Consider the following 22,877-nt stretch of genomic DNA (forward strand, 5'->3'; position numbering starts at 1 on the left):
AATACGCGGAACGTAAAAGCGGTATCAAATATTCCGCTTCCGGATTGTACTGGTCGGAGCTGGCGCTGAATATCCTGTGGCGCGGTGATGTTATTGAGAAGTTGTCCCCAGGAGGTGGAATCGTTTTCCCTTCTGTGGGATTCCTCCTGTGGCAAAACCTTCGACAGCTGGCATGCTCGCCTGTCGGATGGTCGGGGGTCACAGTTGGATTTGACCATTCCGGCTCGCTGGCGAGCTGGTGCAGAAAAGGAACGAAACACCTATGGCGTACGCGCAACCGCGTTACCGGGCGCAGCCGCGTTCTCCGGGGCCGCCGAAGAAGCGGCGCTGGGGGCGCGCTTTCATCGTCGTGCTCCTGGTGCTGCTGCTGGCGCTGGTCGGCTTTCTGGCCTATGTGGATTTTTCGCTCAAGCGCGGGCCGGCGTTGCCGGCCGGGACGGATCGGCCTCAGGACGGGCCGGGCACGAACTGGCTGCTGGTCGGCTCGGACAGCCGCGCGGGTTTGGGCAGCGAACAACGGGCCGAGCTCGGCACCGGTGACGCTGCCGGTCGGCGCACCGACACGGTGATGCTCGTGCACGTCCCGGAAAGCGGGGGCGAACCGACGATGGTGAGCCTGCCGCGGGACTCGCTGGTGAACGTTCCCGGGCGGGGAGAGGACAAACTCAACTCCGCCTTCGCCTACGGCGGCCCGCAGCTGCTCACGCAGACCGTGGAGAGCAACACGGGCGTGCGCGTTGACCACTACGCCGAGGTCGGTCTCGGCGGCTTCGCCGGCATCACCGACGCGGTCGGCGGGGTCAACGTGTGCGTCCAGGAACCCATGCAGGACCCGAAGGCGAACTTGGACCTGCAGCCCGGCTGTCAAACGCTGCGCGGTCCGCAGGCGCTCGGGTTCGTGCGCAGCCGCGCCAGCGCGGACGGTGATCTCGACCGGATCCAGCGTCAGCGGCAGTTCCTGGCAGCGCTGACCGAGAAGGTCTCCAGCCCGCAGGTGTTGGCCAACCCGTTCCGGTTGTTCCCGCTGATCCTCGACACCTCGCAGTCCTTCCGCGTGGACAGTGGTGACCACGTCTGGCACTTCGGCAGGCTCGGCTTCGCCATGCAGGGCATCGCCTCCGGCAAGGGTGTGACCACGACGGTGCCTTTCGGCGGTTTCGGCGAAACCGAGGACGGGACTTCCGTGGTCGAGTGGGACAGCGACGCCGCGCAGCGGCTTTTCGGCGCCCTGGCCAACGACACACCGGTTCCGCCGGACGTCATCACCGATCCGGCCAACGCGGGGTGAACCATGGTGAACACGAGCAAACGAGGGTCGTTCGGCACGGAACTGGAACAGGCTCTGCGCGGGTTCGAGCGAGCCCTCGACGAAGCAGCACCGACAGGCCGTCGACACGCACGACCAGAAGACGACGAAACCGAAGAACTGCGCGACCAGCGCATGACCGTGATTCGGCACGCTGAAGCACTCCCGCGAGCGCTGTGGCCCCGGCCAGTGTGCGAGCACTGCGCCGGGCAGCGGCAGATTGAAGCCGTCCACGTTCAGCATGCACAGGAACGTGGTTCCCCGGTCGGTGCTGGTCAGCGCATGTGCCCGCGATGCCGGGGAACCGGACTGACGCTCAACACGGACGCCATCGAGACGAAGTCAACAACCTGATTGCGGCCGCGAACCTGCATGGCCCCTCAGTCGCTACCCATCCGCACGACGGCACTGGCGAGCATCACTGGGTAACCCTGGCCTCGACAACGACAACACGCACCTGGACACCCGGCCCCCTGGGTTGTCTTTCCGATGTTCGGCAAGCCTCGTCGCCGGCTTCCAGCAGGAAGGCCAAACCCCAGCTCGCCGAGGATCAGGTTTCCGACGCGCGTGCCTGCGAGGTTGAAGTTCTTGCACGGGACCATGCTCCGGGTCGCTTGGCCTCGCTCTTCTGGTTAGGTTAGGTTTGCCTATGCTTCCGGCGACGACAGTGGAGAGGCTTCACCAGCGCCGTTTGCCTCCTCCGGCGAGCCGACCCCCGGCATACCTGGGGTCCTCGCTGGCCGGATGCCCCACTGGAACAACCCCGATTCGGAAACGGCCGACGAACATGCACAGACATCTCCGGAGCGCCGGCGCGCTCGTGATCGCCCTGGTTCTCGCCCTGGTGGCCGGCTGCGGGTCCTCCGGCACCGGTGGGCAGCAGGCCGGTGCGGACGGTCCCGTCATCCAGCACGCGATGGGCGAAACGCAGGTCCCGAGCGACCCGAAGCGCGTCGTCGTCCTCGACACGGGGGAACTCGACACGGCGCTCGCGCTGGGCGTGCAACCGGTCGGTACCGTCCTCGCCGACACGCAGGGCGGCCTGCCCCCTTACTTGAACGAGGCGGCCGAGGGCAACATCCGAACCGTGGGCACGATCGGCTCGCCGAACATGGAAGCGATCGCATCGCTGAACCCCGATCTGATCCTGTCCAGCAAGGTCCGCGACGAAGAGCGCTACGACACGCTCAGCAAGATCGCACCCACCGTGTTCAGCGAAACCACGGGCGCACCGTGGAAGGAGAACCTGCGGCTGTACGCGAAAGCGCTCGGCAAGGGCGAGAAGGCCGAGCAGCTCATGCGCGACTACGACCAGCGCACCAGGCAGCTCCGCGAACTCGTGGGCGGTGGGGAGAACGCCCCCACGGTCAGCGCGCTGCGCGCCACCGGCGAACAGCTCCGCCTGTACGGCACCGGATCGTTCATCGGCACGATCCTGCAGGACGCGGGGCTCGAGCGCCCGAAGAACCAGCAGATCGGCGGCACCTTCACCGAGATCAGCCGCGAGCGGATCGGCGCCGCCGACGCCGACTACGTGTTCTACTCGACCTACGGTGCCCAGGGGCGTAACCAGCTCGACGACATCCGCGGCTCAGCGCAGTGGACCGCGCTGAACGCCGTGCAGAACCAGCACGCCGAGCCGGTCCCGGACGACACGTGGTTCCTCGGCATCGGACCGCTCGCGGCCAACCGCGTGCTCGACGACCTGCACCGCGTGTTCAGCGAGTAACAGCGAGCCCTCGAAAGACCGCACTCCCCCGGGAATCCGCTGTGCGAAACGGATTCCCGGGGGTGCGAATCCCCACCTCCGGGCTGGGAACGCGGACCCTTCCCAGGGGCTGTCAGGAAGCGGCTCCGTTCGGAGTTCTCCGATCAACACTAGGAGGCTCGGTCCGAGCTGTTTACGGATATCTGTGGACGACGCGTGGACGCGGCTGCACTTCGAGCACGGCCTGCAGGGGCGCACGCGGCCCTGTCTCAGCTGACCGCGGCGGAGCGCTCGAGCCGGGTCCGGGTGCGCTCGACCGCGGCGAGCAGGTCCGGCCCCTCTCCCGGAAACCCCGAATAGGGAAGCGGCGTGGTGGGTACGCGGTCGTGGAGGAGTTTCGGTGACCCGCTGCGCATCGAACGAGGTGTTGGCGATGACCGCACAGGACACGGCTCGCGCGTTGCTGGACCGGGCAGGTACCACCTACGCGGCCGAAGCCGGGATCAAACTCCGGGACCAGCCCTCCCCGCTCTACCGGCTCCTGGTGCTGTCCGTGCTGCTGTCCACGCGGATCAAGGCCGAGATCGCGCTGTCCGCGGCGCGGGAACTCCGCGCCTACAGCACGCCGCAGAAGATGTTGGACGCGAGCTGGCAGGACCGGGTCGATGCTCTCGGGCGGGGGCACTACGTGCGCTACGACGAGAGCACCGCCAGCGCGCTCGGCGACGGCGCGCAGCTGCTGCTCGACGAGCACCGCGGTGACCTGCGCAAGCTCCGGGCGAAGGCGGACGGCAACGTCGACGCGCTCCGCGAGCGGCTCCGCGAAGTACCGCGCCTCGGACCGGTCGGCGTGGACATCTTCTGCCGCGAAGCCCAGGCCGTTTGGCCCGAACTCCGCCCCTACTTCGACAAGAAGTCGCGCAACGGCGCCGAGCGGATCGGGCTGCCCACCGATTCCGAGAAGCTGGCCGAGCTCGTCGCCGAGGACGAACTCGCCCACCTGGCCGCCGCGCTCGTCCGCGTCACCGCGGACAAGACGATCCGCAACGCGCTTCCCGTCCCGGCGTGATCGCACCGCGAGCACTCGGCACGTTGCTCGATCAGCCGGCCGCGGGGGTTCACCTCGCCGCCGAGGAACGACCGCAGCACCTCCGGTGCCCGCGCCGAAACGTCGACCTGCTGGGAGCGGAGCGTGACGCATGAAGAACGTGCACAGCGAGTTGGTGGCAGGCTCCATGTCTGATGAGGCCATGTCCGGTGCAGCGCTGTCCGTGGCTGCCGCGCAGCTGCCGGACTTCGACGAGAGCGATGACAAGATCTTCACGACGGACAACGCCGTCGTCGTGCTCGACGGGGCTTCTGCGTTCCGTCCGGTGTCCGTGCCGGTGAGCACCTACGCCGCAGAACTCGGCGCATCCCTGCGGCGCAGCCTGGCGCACGAGCCGGACGTGGAGCTCACCGCGGCCCTGGCGCGCGCGATCGCCGACACCGCCGACAAGTTGGAACTCGTCCCCGGCTACGCGCCCACGAGCACCGTCGCCGTGCTGCGCGTCCGCGAGGACGAGGTGGACACCCTCGTGCTGGGCGACACGCCGATCGTCCTGCCCGATGGCGTGGTGGTGGACGAGCGCATCGACGCGTTGGACCTGCCGGAACGGGCCGAGTACCGCGCTCGACTCGCCCGCGGCAGCGGCTACGACGAGTACCACCGCGATCTGCTGCGTCGACTGCAGGAGCACCAAGCTCGCTACCGCAACCAGCCGGATGGTTACTGGATCGCCGAAGCCGAGCCGCGAGCGGCCGAGCACGCCTGCGTGGCGACGCGTCCGCGCAGCCACGTGCCGTGGGCCGTGCTGGCCACCGACGGCGCCTACAACACGCTCGAGCACATCGGACCGCAGGACTGGGGCAGCATCGCCACCCGCTCCACGAGCGGGCTGCACGAGCTCCTCGCCACCGCGCACGAGTGGGAAGCTCGCACGGATCCCGCGGGGAAGCAGTTCCCCCGGTCGAAGGGCCACGACGACAAGGCGATCGCCACCATCCGGCTCAGCGCGGCCGCTGGTGCATGACGGCGTGAGCGGCCGATGATCCCGGCTGACCGGTGAGCGAGCCACTGGCCCGGTCGCCGACACCGCTGTGCCGACGCGGCAGCGATGGCAGAGCCGGCACGAGCGGCGGCGTCGAAGAGTTTGAAGGGGCCGCTCATCGGGGCATCAGCAGGGTCTTGCCGGCGACACTGCGGTCGGCGATCGCCGCGTGGGCGTTGCACGCCTGATCGAGCGCGGCCACCTGTCCGATCACGGCGTCCACCGTCCCGTCGGTGAGCAGCTGGAGGGCTGCGGACGTCGCGCGGCGCATGTCGTCGGCGGTGAACCGCTCGTGGAACCCGATGACCTCGATGTCGCGCTGGGCGGCCGCGGCCTCGATGTCGGGGAAGGATCCGGTGGCGGAGCCGTAGGAGAAGTACCGCCCGCCGCGCCGGAGCCGTCCGAGCGCCCGGTGGCGATCTCGCCGCCCGCGCCGTCGAAGACCGCGTCGACCTCGCGGTCGATCTGGTCCGTCCAGCCGTCGGCGCCGTAGTCCACCACCACGTCCGCACCGCGTTCGGCCGCCAGCGCCAACTTCCGCTCGCCGCGTGCGGCGGCGATGACGGTCACGCCGTCGGCCTTCAACAGCGGAACCAGCCAGGTGCCGATCGCACCGCTCGCCGCCGTGATCAGCGCGGCGTCCCCGACGCGGAGCCCGGCCTTCGCCACGCGACTGATGCCCATCGCTCCGTCGTGCAGCGCGGCGATCGCGTGCTGCGCGTCGAGGCCGTCGGGGATCACGTGGGCGTGGGCCGCGGGTGCGACGGCGCGCTCTGCATAGCCGCCCCCGCGGTACTCGCCGGGTGCCGAGGTGCTCGCGATGACCCGCCGACCGCCCCAGTCGGCGTCGACTCCCGCACCAACCGCGCGGACCGGGCCGGCGACGCCGACGCCCGGGACGAACGGCGGTTCGACGGTGAAGAAATCGCGACCCCAGCCGGCGCGCAGTTGGGTGTCGAGGAACAACACCTCAGCGACCTCCACCTCAACCAGGAGATCGCCGGGGCCGGGTTCTGGATCGGGAGCATCGGCCGCCTTCAACACCGCCGGATCGCCGAAACCCGTCACCTGTACCACCTGCATGCCCACCACTCCGCCCTTTCCGCGTTGCGTGTCGCTGATGGGGCGGGCCGGTCGTTGATGAGAGGCCGGTCGCCGCCCGAACAACGGCAACGTAGAACTTCGACTGCACTCGAAGTCAACCGAGAACGCCAGCGGCGTCGCGGCGCACGAGTGGATCGGTGGGCAGGCTCATGTGCGGTGATCGGATTCTTCATCGTTCGGAGGGGTTTTGGTGTCCAACGGTTCGACTGCGGGGTTCGAGCGCCGCTAACCTGCTCCCGAAGTCCGGCTGCGGCAAGGGGTTCGCCGCGATCTGCCGAGGGCATCAGGTTCCGCTTTCGCCGGAAGTCCGTCCTGTGCCGCTCTTCTCGTGATCTGCGGCGGTAGGAGACTATTCATCGGCCTTCTCGTATTCGTACTCGTCGTGCCGCGCCGCATCGCCCCGCTCGTCCTCGTACGCTTCGTAGTCGTCCTCCGCGTACTGTTCGTCGTCGTAGTCCGGTTCCTCGTCCTCCTGGTAGTCGTGATCTTCACTCTGGTTGGATTCCTGCTCCTCGCGGAGCACGTCCTCGTGGCTCCGCACGACCTCCCGGTCGCGAATTTCGCCGCGCCAGCCTTCGGATTCCTCCTGTTCCAGGATGGTGCTGGTCATCATGTGACGTTTGATGTGCCGGAAGTCCGACCGAGCGCGCCGTCCCTGCGCGCGCCAGAGATTCGCGGTCTTCTCGAAGAAACCCTGCGGGTGGTACTCCAGAACGAGGAGCACGCGCGTCATGCTCGGCGCCAGTTCGTGGAAGGTTACGGCACCGTCGACATGCCCCTTGGAACCCTTGGAGCGCCACACGATGCGTTCGTCCGGCACCTGTTCGATGATCGTCGACTCCCAGCTGCGGTGCGACAGGAACACTTGCGCCTTCCAGTTGACCTTTTCATCCGATTCCTGTTCGGCGCTTTCGACTTTGCGGGTGAAGCCCGGGTAATCCTGGAACTGCGTCCACTGGTTGTAGGCGACCCGCAGCGGCAAGCCGACGTCGAACTCCTCGAGTATGTTGACGACTTTCGCGCTGCTCCCGCCGCCCCCGGAACTACCACCACTGCTGCCGGCGCCCACGGCTTCCTTCGCCTTTTCCTTCACTCCGGTCACGCCGGCCTTGAGCGCACCCTTGGCGGGGGAGCCGCCTTCAGCCACCTCCTTGGCGCCCGTAACGGCCGCCATGAGTCCGGAGCCGCCGTTCTCCGCAACATCGGTCAGCCGTCCCGTCAAAGAATCGACTTTGCCGCTGACCGAGCGGATCGCCCGAGTCACCAGCGCGTCCAGGAGTTCCTTGCCGGCCGATTTGAGGTGGCCGATCGGGAGTTCGTCGAACAGGCTGCGGCCTGCTCCGCGCTCGGCCTCGTTGTCATCAGCCATCGTTGCCACTCCGTTTCCGACGCGTCGAACTCTTGCTCGGTGTCCCCTCCTCCTGCGATCCGCTGCTCGGGTCGGACTCCGCCGCCCTGCGGCGAGGGGTGGCGGGAGGTTTCGGCTTCGACCGGTCGGACGCAGGTGGGCGCGGGTGTCTCGATCGCGCCGTGGAGCGATCGGAAGGTCCACGCTCGTGCGACGAACGTTCTGCGGTGTTCCGATCGCTTGCACGAGTGGAGCGTGGTTGTGCTCCTTCGGGGCGCCGCGAGCGCGGTTCCTCCTCCGGTTCCGCTCGCTGCTGGTCTGCCGCTTCCGTCGACGAGGCCTGTTGCTCGTCCGCTTCGGCCTCGTCGGAGGACTCGGCCTCGTCGGAACTCGGCTCGCGGATCTTGGCGGCGCGTTCGGTCAGATTCGAACCCAAGGCATCGATCTTGTTGCTCGCAGCAGCAGTGGCCGCTGTTTTCGCTGCTTGGAGCAGCTCTCCGCGGAGCGTGCTGCTGAGCTCGCTGAGCTCAGGCGACGAGGAGAGGAGATCGCTGCCCTTCTGCAGCAGCTCCTTCGGGTTGGTTCCGAATCGTCGCCCCGCCAGGAAAGCTCCCACCGTGATCGCCATTTTCATCCGCCGGGTGCGTCCGAGGACGTAACCGACGGCCACTGCGGCGACGATCCGAGGTCCTGTTTTCATCTCTTCCCCCCGTCGTGATGCTTGCTGCGGCGCTCCTCGGGAAAAGCATCGCGCATCTCCGCCGGCTCTACCAGGTCGAAAGACCTGGATGCGACGCACGTGGCCGTCGGGCGGCCCTCGCCGCCGACTACCCCGCTGTTGCGCCGACTATTCAGCGCGCACGAGCAGCGCTGCTGTTCAGGAGCGTTGCTGCCACCCCCGAGCGTTGTCCGCCCTCAACCGGGACACGATGTGGTAGTCGACCCGGATGTCGCGGTACGTGACTCGCGGCGAAACCGCGTCGGGGAGGTTGGTGCGATCGCTGCCCGAGCTGGACTCGTGATCCGGGTTCCCCGTGAAGGTCACCCGGCTCTCCGGGACCTCGCGGAAGCGCAGCTCGTGCGCGCTGACCGTGCTGGTGAACTCCACGTCCGGCGGCTGCTCGTCGGTCACGCGTTCTCTCCCCCCTCCCGCGGCCGGGGTCTTCTCGGAGACTCCCGGTTGCCGGACGCCGTTCCCGAGCGCTTGCTCGTCCTGCGGCGGCGGGGTTCCCCGGCTTCCTGCTCTTTTCCCCCAGCACTCCGCGTGCCGTGCTGCTCGCCGGTCGAACTGACGGCTTCGCCGGTGCTTCGCCCGACGTCTTGGGCCGCCTCGCCCGCGCCTTCTCCGACGTCTTGCACGGCTTCGCCCGCGCCTTCTCCGACGTCTTGCACGGCCTCACCTGCGCCTTCTCCGACGTCTTGCACGGCTTCGCCGGTACCGCGCCCTATTTGGTCAACGGCCCCTCCGGCGCCCTCGCCCACCTCTTCGACCGCCTCACCGGCGCCGTGACCCACCTGGCGGACCGCTTCACCGGCCCCTTCACCGACGCTGCGGGCAGCCGATTCCACACCCCGGGTGATGTGTTCGAGGATCTGCGGATTGCGATCGATCGTCTTCAACACGCGATCGAGAATCGCCGCAACGTTGTCGAGGCGAACTTTGAGCAGAGCTTCGGCCTCGACACCGTTGATCTCGAGGCCGACATGCCCTAGGTGGGCGTCCACGCCCACGTTGAGCTTGAGCAGATCCAGTACCTCGGCTTGCAGCGAGACGCGGGCGCGGAGATCCTCGACATCGAGGTTGATCTCGTCGACTTTGAGAACCGGAACGTTCAGGTAGACATCGGGTGTTTCCCCGTGCTGCTCGCTGCGCCCCTCGAGCTCGCTCTGATCCGGTTCCGGCTCTGCTCCCCCGCCCGGCGAGCCCGTTCCGCTACGGTTCTCCTGAGGGTCTTCCGGTGCGCGCTCGGACATCTCCCACCTCAGCGTTCTGCAGGTTGCGCGAGATTCCACCACCGTAAACCTGCGTGGCGGTGACCACCGGTTGCAGACGGCCGCGGGCGGCTGTCTGCAACCCCGACCTTGCTGGAAGCGTTCCGCGGCCTGCTCAGATGGGGCCCGGGGCAGCAGCCGATGCTGACGGCACTGATGTTGGAGTGCCTGTGCGCCCCGCGGGGCGAACAGCCGGTGCTACTCGTCCCGAGCGCCGCCGGTCAGCTCGCCCGGATCGCCGTAGACGACCATCCAGTGCGGCTCGAGCCGGTAGTAGACGACGTCGCCCCAGTTCAGCGGCGAGTCCCCGTAGTGCTCGGTGAGGTGCTCCAGCACCGCGGGCCAGTGCGGATCCTGGGGACCGTCGGTGGGATTGAGGGTCTCGGCCGCACCGTGCGTGAACACGCCGAGTTGTTCCCCGCGCAGGTGCGCGAGGCTCGCGGCGGGCCGCGCTCGCAGGTGCGCGGCTTTCGCGGCCGACCTGTCGGTGCCGAAGACCCACCGCCCGTGCAGGAAGTGGCCGTCCGCGCCGCTGATCCGCGGCTCGCCACCGGCGGTCACCGTGGAGATCGCGAGGGTGCACATGCCGCTGACGACGTCCACCAGCTGCCGCGCCGTGAGCGTGCGCTCGCCGGTGACGATGGACCGCAGGTGCCCGCTGGATCGGGCCAGGGAAGCGTCGAGCAGCTGCTGGAGTTCGTCGAGCTCGGTCTCGGACTCGTACATGCCGCGCATCCTGCCGGAGACCACCGACAGTTCCGGGACGTTCGGCGGGTGCGGGGAGCTCGTCGCGGCGAGGTGGGCCCGCGGCCGGAGCCGGTCCGACCCCGCCGATGCCGACCCCACCGGAGCCGATCTTCGCAGGGGGCCTGTCGCAGAAGCCGGCCCCGCCGATGCCGACCCCCGCCGCAGCCGGTCTCGCCGGAGCTGCACCGCCGGGTAGTCTCCCGGCGGGCACTGCACGAATCGGACGAGCTACCCGGTAGGATGGTGATGACCGCGGATTCCCGCCCGGCGTTCCCGTGGCCGTGGCTGCTGCCGAGCATCGCGCTGCTGATCGCCATGGGCACCTGGGGTGCGATGGCATATCCGGAACTGCCCGAACTGGTGCCGAAGCACATCGGGCCGGGCGGGGTGGACGCGTGGTCGCGCAAGTCCGTCGGCGCGGTCTTCGTGCTCCCGCTCACCTACCTCGGGATGACGCTGCTGCTGGGCGGCTGCGCGTTCGGCGCCGCGCGGACGGTCCCGGAGAGCGAACTACCGCGCGACCGCGTGCCCGGAATGGTCAAGCGTCCGGCCACCCGCGCCTCGGCCGCACGCACCGCGAAGGCGGTGTTGGTGCTCAACGCCGCGTGCGGGGTGTCGTTCCTGCCCCTGTGCGCGGTGATGTGGCGCACCGAGCAGACGTCCGCGGTGGCTCCGTGGCTGCTGCCCGTCGTGCTGGGGCTGATCGCCGCAGGCCTGCTCCCGGTGATCCTCGTCGCCCTGCGCGACCGAGCGGAGAAGGCGAAGCTGCAGGCGCAGGGCTGATCCGGGGAGTACGAGCGAACAGGCAGAAGCGAGGGAGACCTGATGGGCGCGGCATCCGACGCGCACGATGCCGATCCGGCGTGGGAGGCGGCGCGGCGTCGTACGTTCGCCGTGATCAGTCATCCGGATGCGGGTAAGTCGACGTTGACCGAGGCGTTGGCGCTGCACGCGCGGGTGATTTCCGAAGCCGGCGCGGTGCACGGCAAGGCCGGGCGGCGTGGAGTGGTTTCCGACTGGTTGGACATGGAGCGCAGTCGGGGTATTTCGATCACGTCGGCGGCGTTGCAGTTCGACTACGGCGACAGCGTGATCAACCTGCTGGACACGCCGGGCCACGCGGATTTTTCCGAGGACACCTACCGCGTGTTGGCGGCGGTGGATTCGGCCGTGATGCTGTTGGACGCGGCCAAGGGCCTGGAGCCGCAGACGCTCAAGCTGTTCGACGTGTGTCGGCACCGCGGCATCCCGGTGATCACGTTCATCAACAAGTGGGACCGGCCCGGCCGCGAGGCGCTGGAGCTGTGCGACGAGCTGCGCGCGAAGATCGGGCTGCGGCCGATGCCGCTGACCTGGCCGGTCGGTGTTGCCGGGGACTTCCGCGGCGTGCTGGACCGGGACAGCGGCGAGTTCGTCGGCTACCAGCGTCAGGCGGCCGGTGCGCACCTCGCGGCGGAGCGCCGGTTGGCACCGGACGAGGCCGCTGTCGAGCTGGGTGCGGAGTGGCAGCAGGCCGTGGAGGAGGCGGAACTGCTCTCGGCCGATGGCGGCGATCTCGACACCGCGGCGTTTCATGCCGCGTCGGCGAGTCCGGTGCTGTTCGGTTCGGCCGTGCGCAACTTCGGCGTGGGACAGCTGCTCGACCTGCTGGTCCGGCTCGCGCCCGCGCCGGGCCCGCGCGCGGACGCCCGCGGTGACGCCCGGCCCGTGGACGAATCGTTCTCGGCGTTCGTGTTCAAGGTGCAGACCGGGATGGATCCGGCGCATCGTGACCGGGTGGCTTTCGCCCGCGTGTGTTCCGGGGAGTTCCACCGCGGGATGACCGCGACGCATGCTGCCACTGGCAGGCCGTTCGCGACGAAGTACGCCCAGCAGGTCTTCGGGCAGCAGCGCGACACGGTGGAGACGGCCTATCCCGGCGACGTTGTCGGGTTGGTCAACGCGTCGGCGTTGGGCGTGGGCGACACGCTCTACAGCGGCAAACCGGCGGTGGAGTTTCCCGGCATCCCCAGTTTCACGCCGGAGCACTTCGCCGTGGCCCGCGCGACCGATCCCGGCCGTTCGAAGCAGTTCCGCCGCGGTATCGAGCAGCTGTCCCAGGAGGGGGTGGTGCAGGTGCTGCATTCCGAGGAGCGCGGGCGGGGAGCGCCGGTGCTCGCCGCGGTCGGGCCGATGCAGTTCGACGTGGCCACTCAGCGCATGGAGGGCGAGTTCGGCGCCCCGATCACACTGGAGCGGCTGCCGTACCACGTGGTGCGGCTGGTCGGCGATCCGCAGCAGCGGCCGCAGCTGCAGACCCGCACCAGCGAGGTCCTGCAACGCCGCGACGGCTCGCTGCTGGCCGTGTTCACCGACAACATCGCGCTGCGCTCGCTGCTGCGCCTGCGCCCCGAACTGGACCTGCGACACGTCCTCGGCACCGCCGAGTAGCCTCACCACCGGCGCGGCAGACGTGCCGCTGTCCCGTCCGGCAGAAGGGATGACGCCATTGAGCGCCCGCTTCGAAGAACTCGATTGGCGCGAGACGCCGATCGGCCTGGTCAGCCTGCGTCGCCGCTGGGACCGGTCGTTGGAACGGGACGTGCACGAGATCAAGCTCGACGACGAGTTCCTCATGTCCAGCCTGTTCACCGTGGCGGAGACCGAACTCGCACGGCTCGGGCTCGCCGCGTCACCGGCCACCGAGCTCGACGTCGTCGTCGGCGGGCTCGGGCTCGGCTGCACGGCGCGCGCCGCCCTGGAGGACCAGCGGGTGTGTTCGCTGCACGTGGTGGAGTCCCTCGGCGAAGTCATCGAGTGGCACCGGCGCGGCCTGCTGCCGCTGGGGGAGGAGCTGACGTCCGACCCGCGCACCCACCTGGTGCACGGGGACTTCTTCGCGATGGCCGGTGGCAGTTGCGGGTTCGACGCCGAGACTCCGGGTCGACGTTTCCACGCCGTGCTGCTCGACATCGACCACTCGCCGAGCCACGTGCTGGACCCGAGCCACGCCTGGCTCTACGGGGCGGAAGGGCTGCGCCGGCTCGCCGGGCATCTCCACCCGGGCGGGGTTTTCGCGCTGTGGTCGGACGATCCGCCGCAGGAGGAGCTCATCGCAGCGCTCGGGGAGGTGTTCGCCACGGCGCGGGCGCACGTGGTGACCTTCAGCAATCCGTACACCCGGGGGCGGTCCAGCAACACCGTCTACACGGCCGTGCTGGAGGACGTCGTCAGGTAGCAGCACGTCTCGGGTCGCGTTGCGTGCGGACTTCCGTTGCTGGAACCCCGGAAAGGCTCGCGCTCCGGGTGTTCGACCTCGAGCAGCCACTTTGGACGGCGAGCAGATTCGTCCGACGAGGACGGATCCGTCCCCTTCGGACGACCGGTGGTTCACCGGTCGCCGCGGCCGTAGGACTCGTGGTGCACGCGTTCTTCCAGCGGCGTGCGGCTGCGCCAGCCGTGCCGTTCCAGGTCGGGAGCTTCGGCCAGCTCGTGCACCGGCCCGAGGCACAGCCAGGCGACGGGCCGCACCCGCGCGGGGATGTCCAGCAGCTGCCGCAGGAACTCCTCGCGGTAGAAGCTCACCCAGCCGACGCCGAGGTTCTCGGCGGTGGCGGCCAGCCACAGGTTCTGGATCGCCAGGCACACCGAGTACAGCCCGGCGTCGGCGATGGCGTGCCGGCCGAGGACCGCGGGGGCGCCGCGGTCCGGGTCGTAGGTCACGACCACGTTCAGCGTCGATTCGAGGATGCCCTCGACCTTGATCTTGGCGAACGTCTCCGCGCGTTCCCCGTCGAGTTCGGCGGCGAAGACGTCGCGTTCGGCGAGCACGTGCTCGCGGAAGGAGCGCCTCGTGGCGACGTCGCGCACGAGGACGAAGTCCCAGGGCTGCGACAGGCCGACGCTCGGCGCGCTGTGCGCGGCGGAGAGCACCCGGTGCAGCACCTCCGGGGCGAGGGGTTCGCCGGTGAACTCGGCGCGCACGTCCCGGCGCCGGTTGATCACGTCGTACAGGTCGGCGCCCGGGCCGGTGTCGTCCAACCGCTGCTGTTCTGGTCGTGCGCTCATCGGCGACCATCCTGCCTCCGCTGCGGGGCGTGCCCGTGCCGGGGTGTCCTGGTGATGCCCGCCACCTGCCGCCGGTGGTGGCGCCCGCCGCTGGCGGGGTGCGGTGCCCGGCCGGGACGTGCCCTGCCCGACCGGGCGCTGCGAGGGGCCGCCGCGCGGCCGGGACCTGCGTTCCGGGTCCGCGCGGAACGCGGTCACCGCACCGCTGGCGGTCCCCGCCGGGGAGCTGCCGGAGTTGCTTCCCGGGCGGTTCGCCTCCTGCCCGCCGCGTGCGGCGCAGGGGTCTTCGACGTGTTTCCGCTCCTGCTCAGCGGGGTTTCGGGCGGGGGTAGGGCAGCAGCGCCATCTCCCGCGCGTTCTTGATGGCCCGGGCGACTTCGCGCTGCTGCTGGGCGGTCAGCCCGGTCACCCGCCGCGAGCGGATCTTGCCGCGGTCGGAGAGGAACTTCCGCAGCAGCGTGGTGTCCTTCCAGTCCACGCGGGTGACGCCTTCCCGCACGAGCAGGTTCGGTTTGCGCCGCGGACGGCGTTGCGGAGGGGCCATCGTTACCAACTCGCTTTCGTGACGCCGGGCAGTTCGCCCGCGTGGGCCTTTTCGCGCAGGCGGATGCGGGACAGGCCGAACTTGCGGAAGTAGCCGCGGGGGCGGCCGTCGACCGCGTCGCGGTTGCGCACCCGGGTGGGGCTGGCGTCGCGGGGTTGGCGCTGCAGTTCGCGCTGGGCCCGCTCCTGCTGCTCCGGCGTGGTGTCCGGCGTCGAGATGATGCGCTTCAGCTCGGCGCGGCGCTGCGCGTAGCGGGTGACGACCTCGCGCCGCTGCTGGTCGCGGGCGATCTTCGACTTCTTGGCCACGGTGCTCCTTCAGCGCTCCTCGCGGAACTCGACGTGCCTGCGGACGACGGGGTCGTACTTGCGCAGTCGCAGCCGATCCGGTGTCCTGCGGCGGTTCTTCCGGGTGACGTAGGTGAAGCCGGTTCCGGCGCTGGAACGCAGTTTCACGATCGGGCGCAGTTCGCCGGCGGCCATCAGACGCGCTCCCCTCGTTTCCGCATCCGGGCGACGATCGTCTCGATGCCGTGCCTGTCGATCGTCTTCACGCCTTTGACGGACACGCGCAGGCGGATCCAGCGACCTTCGGACGGCAGCCAGTAGTGCCGCCGCTGCAGGTTGGGCTCCCAGCGCCGGCGCGTGCGGCGGTGGGAGTGCGAGACGTGGTTGCCGTACCCGGGCACGCGCCCGGTCACTTGGCACCGCTTCGACATGACCTACCTCTCGATAATGAAACCCATTTTCATATCTGCTCGGGATCAGGATAGCGTGTCCGCCAGCAGATGAAAACCATTACCGATTGGGGTGGGGATGGGGCCGTCCGAGGACCAGCGCACGCCGCTGCTCGTGGCCGCGCTGGACGCCGGGCAGCGCGCCGAGCTCGACTCCGAGCACCACCTCAAGGCTTCGCTGAGCTGGGACGAGCGCTACGGCGACCGGGTGCAGGAGCTCGTGGTGATCACGCACGACGCCGATCCGGAGGACGCCGACCGGGCGCTGCGCCGGACGCTGCTCACCGACGCCGAGCTCGCCGCCGGGCGCGAGGGCTGGGTCGCCTACCCCGACCCGTTCGGCACGTGGCACGCCGACCCGTGCGGGGAGGAGTCGGCCACCAGGCCGGCCGGAGCGGTCGAGGTCGACGACGGCGAGGGCTGAACGCCGATCGTGTTCGCCCCAGCGGCTCGCCGCGGCGGGTGAGGCAGCGCACCCCCCGACACGCGCGGGGAACCCTCTCAGGCGGTTCTCAGGGCGAGGAGCAACACTGGCGGGCATGCACATCCTCGTCGTCGACGACGATCGTGCCGTGCGCGAGTCGCTGCGCAGATCGTTGCGGTTCAACGGTTACCAGGTGGAGCTGGCCGCGGACGGCCAGCAAGCGCTGGACCAGTTGGCCGACAACCGGCCGGACGCCATGGTTCTCGACGTCATGATGCCCCGCGTGGACGGGCTGGAAGTGGCGCGGCGCCTGCGCAGCACCGGTGACGATCTGCCGATCCTCGTGCTAACGGCGCGCGAAGCGGTCTCCGACCGCGTCGCCGGGCTCGACGCGGGTGCGGACGACTACCTGCCGAAACCGTTCGCGCTGGAAGAGCTGATGGCGCGGCTGCGGGCGCTGCTGCGCCGCGCCACGCCGCCCGAGTCGCCGCAGGACGTCCCGCCGGCGCTGCGGTTCTCCGATCTCGAGCTCGACCCGGGCACCCGCGAGGTGCGGCGGGGCGAGCGGCCGATCAGCCTGACGCGCACGGAGTTCGCGCTGCTGGAGCTGCTCATGGGCCATCCGAAGCAGGTGCTGACCCGCAGCCGGCTGCTGGAGGACGTCTGGGGCTACGACTTCCCGACCTCCGGCAACGCGCTCGAGGTCTACGTCGGATACCTGCGGCGCAAGACCGAGGCGGAAGGGGAGCCCCGGCTGATCCACACGGTGCGCGGGGTCGGCTACGTGCTGCGTGAGACACCGCCGTGACCGAGTCCGCGCCCCCGCCGCCCGATCTCGCCGGCACGGACCGCATCACCCGCCCGCGGGCCCATTTCCAGCGGGTGTCGCTGCGCAACCGGGTCACCTGGTTGGCGGCGATCTGCGTGGCCGGGGCCGTGGCGCTGGTGTCCGTGGCCGCGTTCGTCACCGTGCGCGACAGCCTGTACCAGCAGTTGGACAACTCGCTGACCGAACGCGCGGTGCAGGCAGCCGAAGGCCCGCTGGTGCAAACGCCCGACCTGCAGCGCATGCCGGCCGCGTTCCTGTCGGCGACGAACATGCGGATGAGCGTGCTCTTCGCCAACGGCGGCGAGGTCTCGGCCGGCGAGCGTCCGCCGACGGGCGGCGACGAGCTCGCGGTGGCGCACGGCCAGGCCCAGCGCTCGCTGCGCACGGACCAGGCGACGAACCACCGCGTCGTGGCCGTGCCCGCGGGCAAGGGCTCGGCGCTGGTGCTGTCGACGTCGCTGAACCCGACGCAGCAGACCCTGGCGCAGCTGTCCGTGGTGCTGGTCGTCATGGGCGGTGCGGGGATCCTGCTGGCGGCGGCTGCCGGAACGGCCGTGGCCCGCGCCGGGCTGCGACCCGTCAAGCGGCTCACCGCCGCGACCGAGCGCGTCGCCGCGACCGGGGACTTGCAGCCGATCCCCGTCAGCGGTGATGACGAGCTCGCCCGCTTGACCACGAGCTTCAACGGCATGCTCGGGGCGTTGGCCGAGTCGCAGGAGCAGCAGCGCCGCCTGGTCGCCGACGCCGGGCACGAACTGCGCACCCCGTTGACCTCGCTGCGCACGAACCTCGAACTGCTCCTGGCCGAGTCGCAGCCGGGCGCGCCGCAGCTGTCGGACGAGGACCGCGAGGAGATGTTCGCCGACGTGCGGGCGCAGCTGTCCGAGCTGTCCGCGCTCGTCGGCGATCTGGTGGAACTGGCCCGCGAGGACGCGCCGCAGGCCGTGCACGAGCCGGTGGAGCTCAGCGAGGTCGTCGAGCGCGCCCTGGCGCGGGCCCAGCGGCGCGCGCCGCGCGTGCGCTTCGACGTGCACACCCGCCCGTGGCTGCTGCTCGGCGATGCCACCGCGCTCGAACGCGCCGTGCTCAACCTGCTGGACAACGCTGCCAAGTGGAGCCCCGAGGACGGTCAGGTGCGCGTGGATCTGCGCGCCGAGGAGGGCACCGGCTTCGCCGCGCTGGAGGTGGCCGACAGCGGCTCGGGCATCGAACCGGCCGACCGGCCGCACGTCTTCGAGCGGTTCTACCGGTCCTCGGAGTCGCGTCCGCTGCCGGGTTCCGGGTTGGGGTTGTCGATCGTGAAGCAGGTCGCCGAGCGGCACGGCGGGCACGTCTGGGCCGGTGACGCGCCGAACGGCGGTGCGCTGCTGCACGTGTCCCTGCCCGGAAATCCGTCGGAGAACCAACAGTAACGCACAACACCGCACGTTCCGCACTGCTGGAAACCCCACTGGGAGCGTATTTCAGCGGCAAGGTAGTGTTCGGTTCTGTTTGATTCGGTTCCACTGACGGATGCGGGGTGCGGCATGCTCGCGCGGCAACGGCAGGACGCGATCCTCGAGGAGGTCCGGCGCAGCGGCGCGGTCCGCGTCAGCGAACTCGTGCGGCGCTTCGGCGTGTCCGACATGACCATCCGCCGCGACCTGGACGCGCTGGCACGGCGCGGACTCGTGGAGAAGGTCTACGGCGGTGCCACCGCCGGAACCGGCAACAGCACCGACGAGCCCGGGTTCGAAGCCAAATCCGCCCGGCAGCGCGCCGAGAAGGAAGGGATCGCGCGGCTGGCCGCGCAGCAGGTCGAACCCGGCAGCGCCATCGGGATCACCGCGGGCACGACCACGTGGACGCTGGCGCGGCACCTGGCAGACATCGCCGAGCTGACCGTGGTGACCAACTCGGTCCGCGTCGCCGAAACCCTGTGGCGCCTCGGCCGCTCAGACCAGAGCGTCGTGCTCACCGGCGGAGAACGCACCCCGTCCGACGCGCTCGTCGGCCCGGTCGCCACTGCGGCGCTGCGCTCGGTGCACCTGGACCTGGTGTTCCTCGGCGTGCACGGCATGGCCACCTCCGCCGGGTTCACCACCCCCAACCTCGCCGAGGCCGAAACCAACCGGGCCTTCGCGCAGGCAGCCGCGCGCCTGGCGGTGCTCGCCGACAGCGCCAAGTGGTCGACCGTCGGGTTTTCCACGATCGTGGAGCTGACCGAAGTGGACCTGCTCGTCAGCGACACCGGACTGGACGAGGAGGCCGCGGCGGCGCTGCGCGAGGAGATCCCGCAGGTGCAGCTCGCCCGCGGCGAGCCCGGCGGCACCGGTGGCGCGGATTCCCCCGCCGGGTTCGGCGAGGACGCGGAGCAGGGAACGGAGCAGGGAACGGAGCAGGGAACGGAGCAGCAGTGAAGCGCACGGCACGGCAGCTGGCCGACGGCCGGGAGATCATCTACTTCGACCACGACGAGGCCCCGGAACGCCTCGCCGCCGACACGCGCGACCTGCCCGAACAGGCCCCCGCCGGCGAGGTGCGGCAGGACCCGCTGACCGGGGAGTGGGTGGCGATCGCCGCCCACCGCCAGTCCCGCACCTACAAACCACCGGCCGACGACTGCCCGCTGTGCCCGAGCGCGCCCGGCAGGCCCACCGAGATCCCGGAGGGAGACTACGACGTCGCGGTGTTCGAGAACCAGTTCCCCTCGTTCTCCCGCGCCGTCGGTGCGGACGTGCCGGAGGCGGTCGACGGCACGTCCGTGGTGCCGAGCGCCCCGGCGCGCGGCCGCTGCGAAGTCGTGTGCTTCACCTCCGAGCACGGCTCCGCGTTCGCCCGGTTGAGCAGGCAGCACGCGCGGCTCGTCGTCGACGCCTGGGCCGACCGCACCGCGGCGGTCGGCGCCTCGCCGGGCGTGGCGGAGGTGTTCTGCTTCGAGAACCGGGGCGAGGAGATCGGCGTGACCCTGCACCACCCGCACGGGCAGATCTACGGCTACCCGTTCGTCACGCCCCGCACGCAGCGCCACCTGGCCACCGCTCGCGACCACTACGAGCGGCACGGCAGCCACGTGCAGGGCGACGTGCTCGCCGCTGAGCGGGCGAGCGGGCGGCGCGTGATCACCAGCTCGGAGCACTGGACGGCGTTCGTGCCCGCCGCGGCGCGCTGGCCGGTGGAAGTGCACGTGGTGCCGCACCGCCGCGTGCCGGACCTGCCCGCGCTCACCGAGGCCGAACGCGACGACTTCGCGGCGCTCCACCTCGACGTGCTCGGCCGGCTCGACGGGCTTTACGATCGGCCGCTGCCGTACGTGGCGGGGTGGCACCAGGCTCCCGTGAACACCGGCAGGGACCTCGCGTGGCTGCGGTTCGAGCTGTTCTCCGTGCGTCGCTCGGCGGACAAGCTCAAGTACCTGGCAGGGTCCGAGTCGGGCATGGCCGTGTGGATCAACGACGTCACTCCGGAACGCATCGCGCAGCGGCTGCGTTGACCGGGTGGGCAGAAGTGGCGCGGGCGAGGTGTCCGCGCACCGGGCCGCGGTGGTTCGCCGCCGCGGCGGGTGCTTTTCCGGCCACTGCCAGCAGGTCGTAAACAGGTCCACAGAGCCAGCTCAGGCGGTTCTCAGGCGCGTATCGCAGAGTGGAGACATGACCGACCAGACCCCGGACGAATCTCGCCGAGAAGATCAGCCGATCGAGGGCCGGGACGAGCCCTGGCCGTCCGAGAGTTCTTCGGCCGCCTCCGGAGCGGGGGAAGCTGCGGACAGCGGTCAGTCCGAGGCCGGAACGGCGCCGCACGGGCCGGTGTGGCCCGGGGCGCAGTCCGGCCAGCAGGGCGGTGCCTACCAGGGCGGCCCGCAGGAGGGCGGCTACCAGGGCACCGGTCATCCCGGTGCCTACCAGGGCGGCGGCTACACGCCGCACCCCGCGTACCAGCCGTACCCGGCGCAGCAGGCAGGCCCGCACGGCGCGACGCAGCCGCAGGGCTATCCGGGCGCGGGCGGCTGGCAGCAGCACGGTTACGCGCCGATGCCGCAGGTCGCCCCGTCGAACCAGCCCCCGGAGGGAGGCAGGCGCAAGAAGTCCGGACGCACCGGCCTGTTCGTCGCGGTCGGGGCCCTGACCCTGGTCGCCGCGCTCATCGGCGGCGGCACCGGCAGTTACGTCGGCTACCGGATGGGCAGCGACAGCGGGACCACCGGGACGACTTCGCTGAACCAGCAGCGCCCGGCCCGCAGCGCCAGCGACGCCCCCAACGGCTCGGTGCAGCAGGTCGCCGACAAGGTGCTGCCGAGCGTGGTGCAGCTGCAAACCAGCTCGATGGGCGGGTCCGGTGAAGGATCCGGCATCGTGCTCAGCAGCGACGGCTACATCCTCACGAACTACCACGTCGTGAAGGAAGGCGAGCGGGGCGGACAGATCAACGCCCAGTTCCACGACAACCGCTCCGCGCCGGTGAGGGTCGTCGGCACCGACCCGAACACGGACCTCGCCGTGGTCAAGGCCGACATCAACGGGCTCACCCCGGCCGAACTGGGCCGCAGCGACGACCTGCAGGTGGGCTCGCAGGTCGTGGCGATCGGCTCGCCGTTCGGCCTGTCCGGAACCGTCACCAGCGGCATCGTCAGCGCGAAGAACCGGCCGGTGCGCGCCGGCGGCGAAAGCGGCAGCCAGTCCAGCGTGATGAACGCGATCCAGACCGACGCGGCCATCAATCCCGGCAACTCGGGAGGCCCGCTGGTGGACCGGGACGGCCGCGTGGTCGGCATGAACTCCGCGATCTACAGCCCGGGCTCCGGCGTCAGCCAGCAGCAGGCCGGTTCGGTCGGCCTGGGCTTCGCCATCCCGATCGACCAGGCGCAGCGGATCGCCAAGCAGCTGATGGAGAACGGCTCCGCCACGCACACCAACCTCGGCGTGACCGTGACACCGGCGCGCGGTGCCGGTGCCCAGGTCGTGCAGGTGCACGACGGTGCTCCCGCCAGCCAGGCCGGCGTGCGGCGCGGCGAGGTCATCACCAAGGTGGGAGACCGGTTCATCCAGGACCCGGACACGTTGATCGCCGCGGTGCGCTCGCACAAACCCGGCGAGACGGTGAAGCTCACGCTGTCGCAAGGCGGCAACGACGAGCGCACGGTCGACGTCACACTGGGCGAGTCCCGATGAGGCGCGCGACTCGTGCGACGCGCGGAGCAGGGAGAATGCAGGTATGACGGAGCGCACGCAGCACGGCGACGGGCCGCGGCCCGTCGCCGACGACACCGACTGGGGCCTGACCACCGCCGACGCCGGCACTACTGTGACGAACATGGAACGCAGTGCGCAGCGGTTGGGGCGGGCCCTCGTCGTGGTCGTCGACGATCGAGTCGCCCACGCGGAGCAGGACGACAACATCGGCCCCCTGGTCACCGAACTCCTCGAGGAGAACGGGTTCATCGTCGATGGCACGGTGGCCGTGGCGGGGGAGACCGTGGAGATCAGGAACGCGTTGAACACCGCCGTGATCGGCGGTGTCGACGTGGTCATCACCGTCGGCGGCACGGGAGTGTCACCGCGGGACGTCACACCGGATGCCACGGCGGGAGTGCTGGACCGGCCGGTCCCGGGCATCGCCGAGGCGCTGCGCGATTCCGGCCTGGCGGCGGGAGCGGTCGACGCCGGGATTTCCCGCGGCTTGGCCGGCGTGTCGGGCAGCACGCTCGTGGTGAACCTGGCGGGCTCGCGCGAAGCCGTCCGCGACGGCATGGCCACGCTCCGGCCGCTGGTCACGCACGTGATCGAGAACCTGTCCGGCGTGTAGTCAGGTGGTGCGCGGGCGGTCGCCGATGCGGACCGCACCGCACGACGCGGGATGTCCGACGGGCATCCCGCGGGGAGTCGCGCTGCCCGTCGTCCGGCCACGGGCAGCGCGACGTCGCCGCGGTCCCGGGCAGCGGCGAGCCGCTCTCCCCGCGACGCCGCCGTTACTGGTCGTCGCTACCGGGGCGCCGCTGCCGTTGCTGCGGCTTGGTCATTGCGGCT

Annotated in this window: 25 protein-coding genes; 15 read left to right on the top strand and 10 right to left on the bottom strand. The window is 70.2% G+C overall.

The window, feature by feature from the left end:
* Positions 1–262: 262 nt before the first annotated feature.
* The 5 genes from ACVGV2_RS02860 (at position 263) to ACVGV2_RS02880 (ending at position 5,086) form a co-directional block, all read left to right on the top strand.
* Complete coding sequence (locus ACVGV2_RS02860) at positions 263–1,288, top strand: LCP family protein (protein WP_459164496.1); 1,026 nt, start codon at positions 263–265, stop codon at positions 1,286–1,288.
* A 3-nt stretch (positions 1,289–1,291) separates the two neighbouring features.
* Complete coding sequence (locus ACVGV2_RS02865) at positions 1,292–1,660, top strand: hypothetical protein (protein WP_459164497.1); 369 nt, start codon at positions 1,292–1,294, stop codon at positions 1,658–1,660.
* A gap of 433 nt (positions 1,661–2,093) precedes the next feature.
* The gene (locus ACVGV2_RS02870) at positions 2,094–3,035 is read left to right on the top strand and encodes an ABC transporter substrate-binding protein (protein ID WP_459164498.1); all 942 of its coding nucleotides are present in this window, start codon (positions 2,094–2,096) and stop codon (positions 3,033–3,035) included.
* Positions 3,036–3,447: 412 nt separating this feature from the next.
* Positions 3,448–4,083, top strand: coding sequence for an endonuclease (locus tag ACVGV2_RS02875; RefSeq protein ID WP_459164499.1), 636 nt, complete (start codon positions 3,448–3,450; stop codon positions 4,081–4,083).
* Positions 4,084–4,213: 130 nt separating this feature from the next.
* Complete coding sequence (locus tag ACVGV2_RS02880) at positions 4,214–5,086, top strand: hypothetical protein (RefSeq protein ID WP_459164500.1); 873 nt, start codon at positions 4,214–4,216, stop codon at positions 5,084–5,086.
* Between the two features lie 228 nt (positions 5,087–5,314).
* On the opposite strand, the gene ACVGV2_RS02885 is transcribed toward ACVGV2_RS02880, so the two are convergent.
* The 5 genes from ACVGV2_RS02885 to ACVGV2_RS02905 all read right to left on the bottom strand — a co-directional run bounded on the left by ACVGV2_RS02885 (position 5,315) and on the right by ACVGV2_RS02905 (position 10,274).
* On the bottom strand, positions 5,315–6,187 hold the full coding sequence (locus ACVGV2_RS02885) for an alcohol dehydrogenase catalytic domain-containing protein (protein WP_459164501.1): 873 nt from the start codon (positions 6,185–6,187) through the stop codon (positions 5,315–5,317).
* A gap of 370 nt (positions 6,188–6,557) precedes the next feature.
* Positions 6,558–7,577 (bottom strand): SRPBCC family protein, encoded by a 1,020-nt coding sequence (locus ACVGV2_RS02890; RefSeq protein WP_459164502.1) that lies wholly within the window; start codon positions 7,575–7,577, stop codon positions 6,558–6,560.
* 856 nt (positions 7,578–8,433) lie between these two features.
* Positions 8,434–8,688, bottom strand: a complete 255-nt coding sequence (locus ACVGV2_RS02895) for a hypothetical protein (RefSeq protein ID WP_459164503.1) — start codon at positions 8,686–8,688, stop codon at positions 8,434–8,436.
* Positions 8,685–9,530, bottom strand: coding sequence for a hypothetical protein (locus ACVGV2_RS02900; protein WP_459164504.1), 846 nt, complete (start codon positions 9,528–9,530; stop codon positions 8,685–8,687). The genes ACVGV2_RS02895 and ACVGV2_RS02900 overlap by 4 nt, the downstream gene beginning before the upstream one ends.
* Before the next feature lie 216 nt (positions 9,531–9,746).
* The gene (locus ACVGV2_RS02905) at positions 9,747–10,274 is read right to left on the bottom strand and encodes a pyridoxamine 5'-phosphate oxidase family protein (protein ID WP_459165846.1); all 528 of its coding nucleotides are present in this window, start codon (positions 10,272–10,274) and stop codon (positions 9,747–9,749) included.
* A gap of 267 nt (positions 10,275–10,541) precedes the next feature.
* Between ACVGV2_RS02905 and ACVGV2_RS02910 the strand changes: the two genes are divergently transcribed.
* The 3 genes from ACVGV2_RS02910 to ACVGV2_RS02920 are packed head-to-tail and all read left to right on the top strand — an operon-like array spanning position 10,542 to position 13,512.
* Positions 10,542–11,078, top strand: a complete 537-nt coding sequence (locus tag ACVGV2_RS02910; protein WP_459164505.1) for a DUF1648 domain-containing protein — start codon at positions 10,542–10,544, stop codon at positions 11,076–11,078.
* Positions 11,079–11,120: 42 nt separating this feature from the next.
* Positions 11,121–12,725: a peptide chain release factor 3 gene (locus ACVGV2_RS02915; protein WP_459164506.1), complete on the top strand. Its 1,605-nt coding sequence runs from the start codon at positions 11,121–11,123 to the stop codon at positions 12,723–12,725.
* 58 nt (positions 12,726–12,783) lie between these two features.
* Positions 12,784–13,512, top strand: a complete 729-nt coding sequence (locus ACVGV2_RS02920) for a polyamine aminopropyltransferase (RefSeq protein WP_459164507.1) — start codon at positions 12,784–12,786, stop codon at positions 13,510–13,512.
* A 152-nt stretch (positions 13,513–13,664) separates the two neighbouring features.
* Here ACVGV2_RS02920 and bluB read toward each other — a convergent pair whose 3' ends face one another.
* The 5 genes from bluB to rpmB form a co-directional block, all read right to left on the bottom strand.
* The gene (gene bluB, locus ACVGV2_RS02925; RefSeq protein WP_459164508.1) at positions 13,665–14,342 is read right to left on the bottom strand and encodes a 5,6-dimethylbenzimidazole synthase; all 678 of its coding nucleotides are present in this window, start codon (positions 14,340–14,342) and stop codon (positions 13,665–13,667) included.
* Positions 14,343–14,649: 307 nt separating this feature from the next.
* Positions 14,650–14,886: a 30S ribosomal protein S18 gene (gene rpsR, locus ACVGV2_RS02930; protein ID WP_459164509.1), complete on the bottom strand. Its 237-nt coding sequence runs from the start codon at positions 14,884–14,886 to the stop codon at positions 14,650–14,652.
* A gap of 2 nt (positions 14,887–14,888) precedes the next feature.
* On the bottom strand, positions 14,889–15,194 hold the full coding sequence (gene rpsN, locus ACVGV2_RS02935) for a 30S ribosomal protein S14 (protein ID WP_459164510.1): 306 nt from the start codon (positions 15,192–15,194) through the stop codon (positions 14,889–14,891).
* Between the two features lie 9 nt (positions 15,195–15,203).
* Positions 15,204–15,368, bottom strand: coding sequence for a 50S ribosomal protein L33 (gene rpmG, locus ACVGV2_RS02940; protein WP_459164511.1), 165 nt, complete (start codon positions 15,366–15,368; stop codon positions 15,204–15,206).
* Positions 15,368–15,604: a 50S ribosomal protein L28 gene (gene rpmB, locus ACVGV2_RS02945; protein ID WP_459164512.1), complete on the bottom strand. Its 237-nt coding sequence runs from the start codon at positions 15,602–15,604 to the stop codon at positions 15,368–15,370. The genes rpmG and rpmB overlap by 1 nt, the downstream gene beginning before the upstream one ends.
* Positions 15,605–15,701: 97 nt before the next feature.
* Between rpmB and ACVGV2_RS02950 the strand changes: the two genes are divergently transcribed.
* The 7 genes from ACVGV2_RS02950 (at position 15,702) to ACVGV2_RS02980 (ending at position 22,656) form a co-directional block, all read left to right on the top strand.
* The gene (locus ACVGV2_RS02950; protein WP_459164513.1) at positions 15,702–16,046 is read left to right on the top strand and encodes a hypothetical protein; all 345 of its coding nucleotides are present in this window, start codon (positions 15,702–15,704) and stop codon (positions 16,044–16,046) included.
* 115 nt (positions 16,047–16,161) lie between these two features.
* Complete coding sequence (locus tag ACVGV2_RS02955; protein WP_459164514.1) at positions 16,162–16,854, top strand: response regulator transcription factor; 693 nt, start codon at positions 16,162–16,164, stop codon at positions 16,852–16,854.
* Positions 16,851–18,287 carry a HAMP domain-containing sensor histidine kinase gene (locus ACVGV2_RS02960; RefSeq protein ID WP_459164515.1) on the top strand — a complete coding sequence of 479 codons (1,437 nt, stop codon included), beginning with the start codon at positions 16,851–16,853 and terminating at the stop codon, positions 18,285–18,287. The genes ACVGV2_RS02955 and ACVGV2_RS02960 overlap by 4 nt, the downstream gene beginning before the upstream one ends.
* A gap of 114 nt (positions 18,288–18,401) precedes the next feature.
* Positions 18,402–19,274 carry a DeoR/GlpR family DNA-binding transcription regulator gene (locus ACVGV2_RS02965; protein ID WP_459164516.1) on the top strand — a complete coding sequence of 291 codons (873 nt, stop codon included), beginning with the start codon at positions 18,402–18,404 and terminating at the stop codon, positions 19,272–19,274.
* Positions 19,271–20,347, top strand: a complete 1,077-nt coding sequence (gene galT, locus ACVGV2_RS02970) for a galactose-1-phosphate uridylyltransferase (protein WP_459164517.1) — start codon at positions 19,271–19,273, stop codon at positions 20,345–20,347. Before ACVGV2_RS02965 ends, galT begins: the two co-directional genes overlap by 4 nt.
* Positions 20,348–20,504: 157 nt before the next feature.
* On the top strand, positions 20,505–22,022 hold the full coding sequence (locus ACVGV2_RS02975; RefSeq protein ID WP_459164518.1) for a S1C family serine protease: 1,518 nt from the start codon (positions 20,505–20,507) through the stop codon (positions 22,020–22,022).
* A 142-nt stretch (positions 22,023–22,164) separates the two neighbouring features.
* Positions 22,165–22,656 (top strand): MogA/MoaB family molybdenum cofactor biosynthesis protein, encoded by a 492-nt coding sequence (locus tag ACVGV2_RS02980; RefSeq protein WP_459165847.1) that lies wholly within the window; start codon positions 22,165–22,167, stop codon positions 22,654–22,656.
* Positions 22,657–22,877 lie beyond the last annotated feature (221 nt).

It is taken from the genome of Bounagaea algeriensis, from assembly GCF_054491375.1.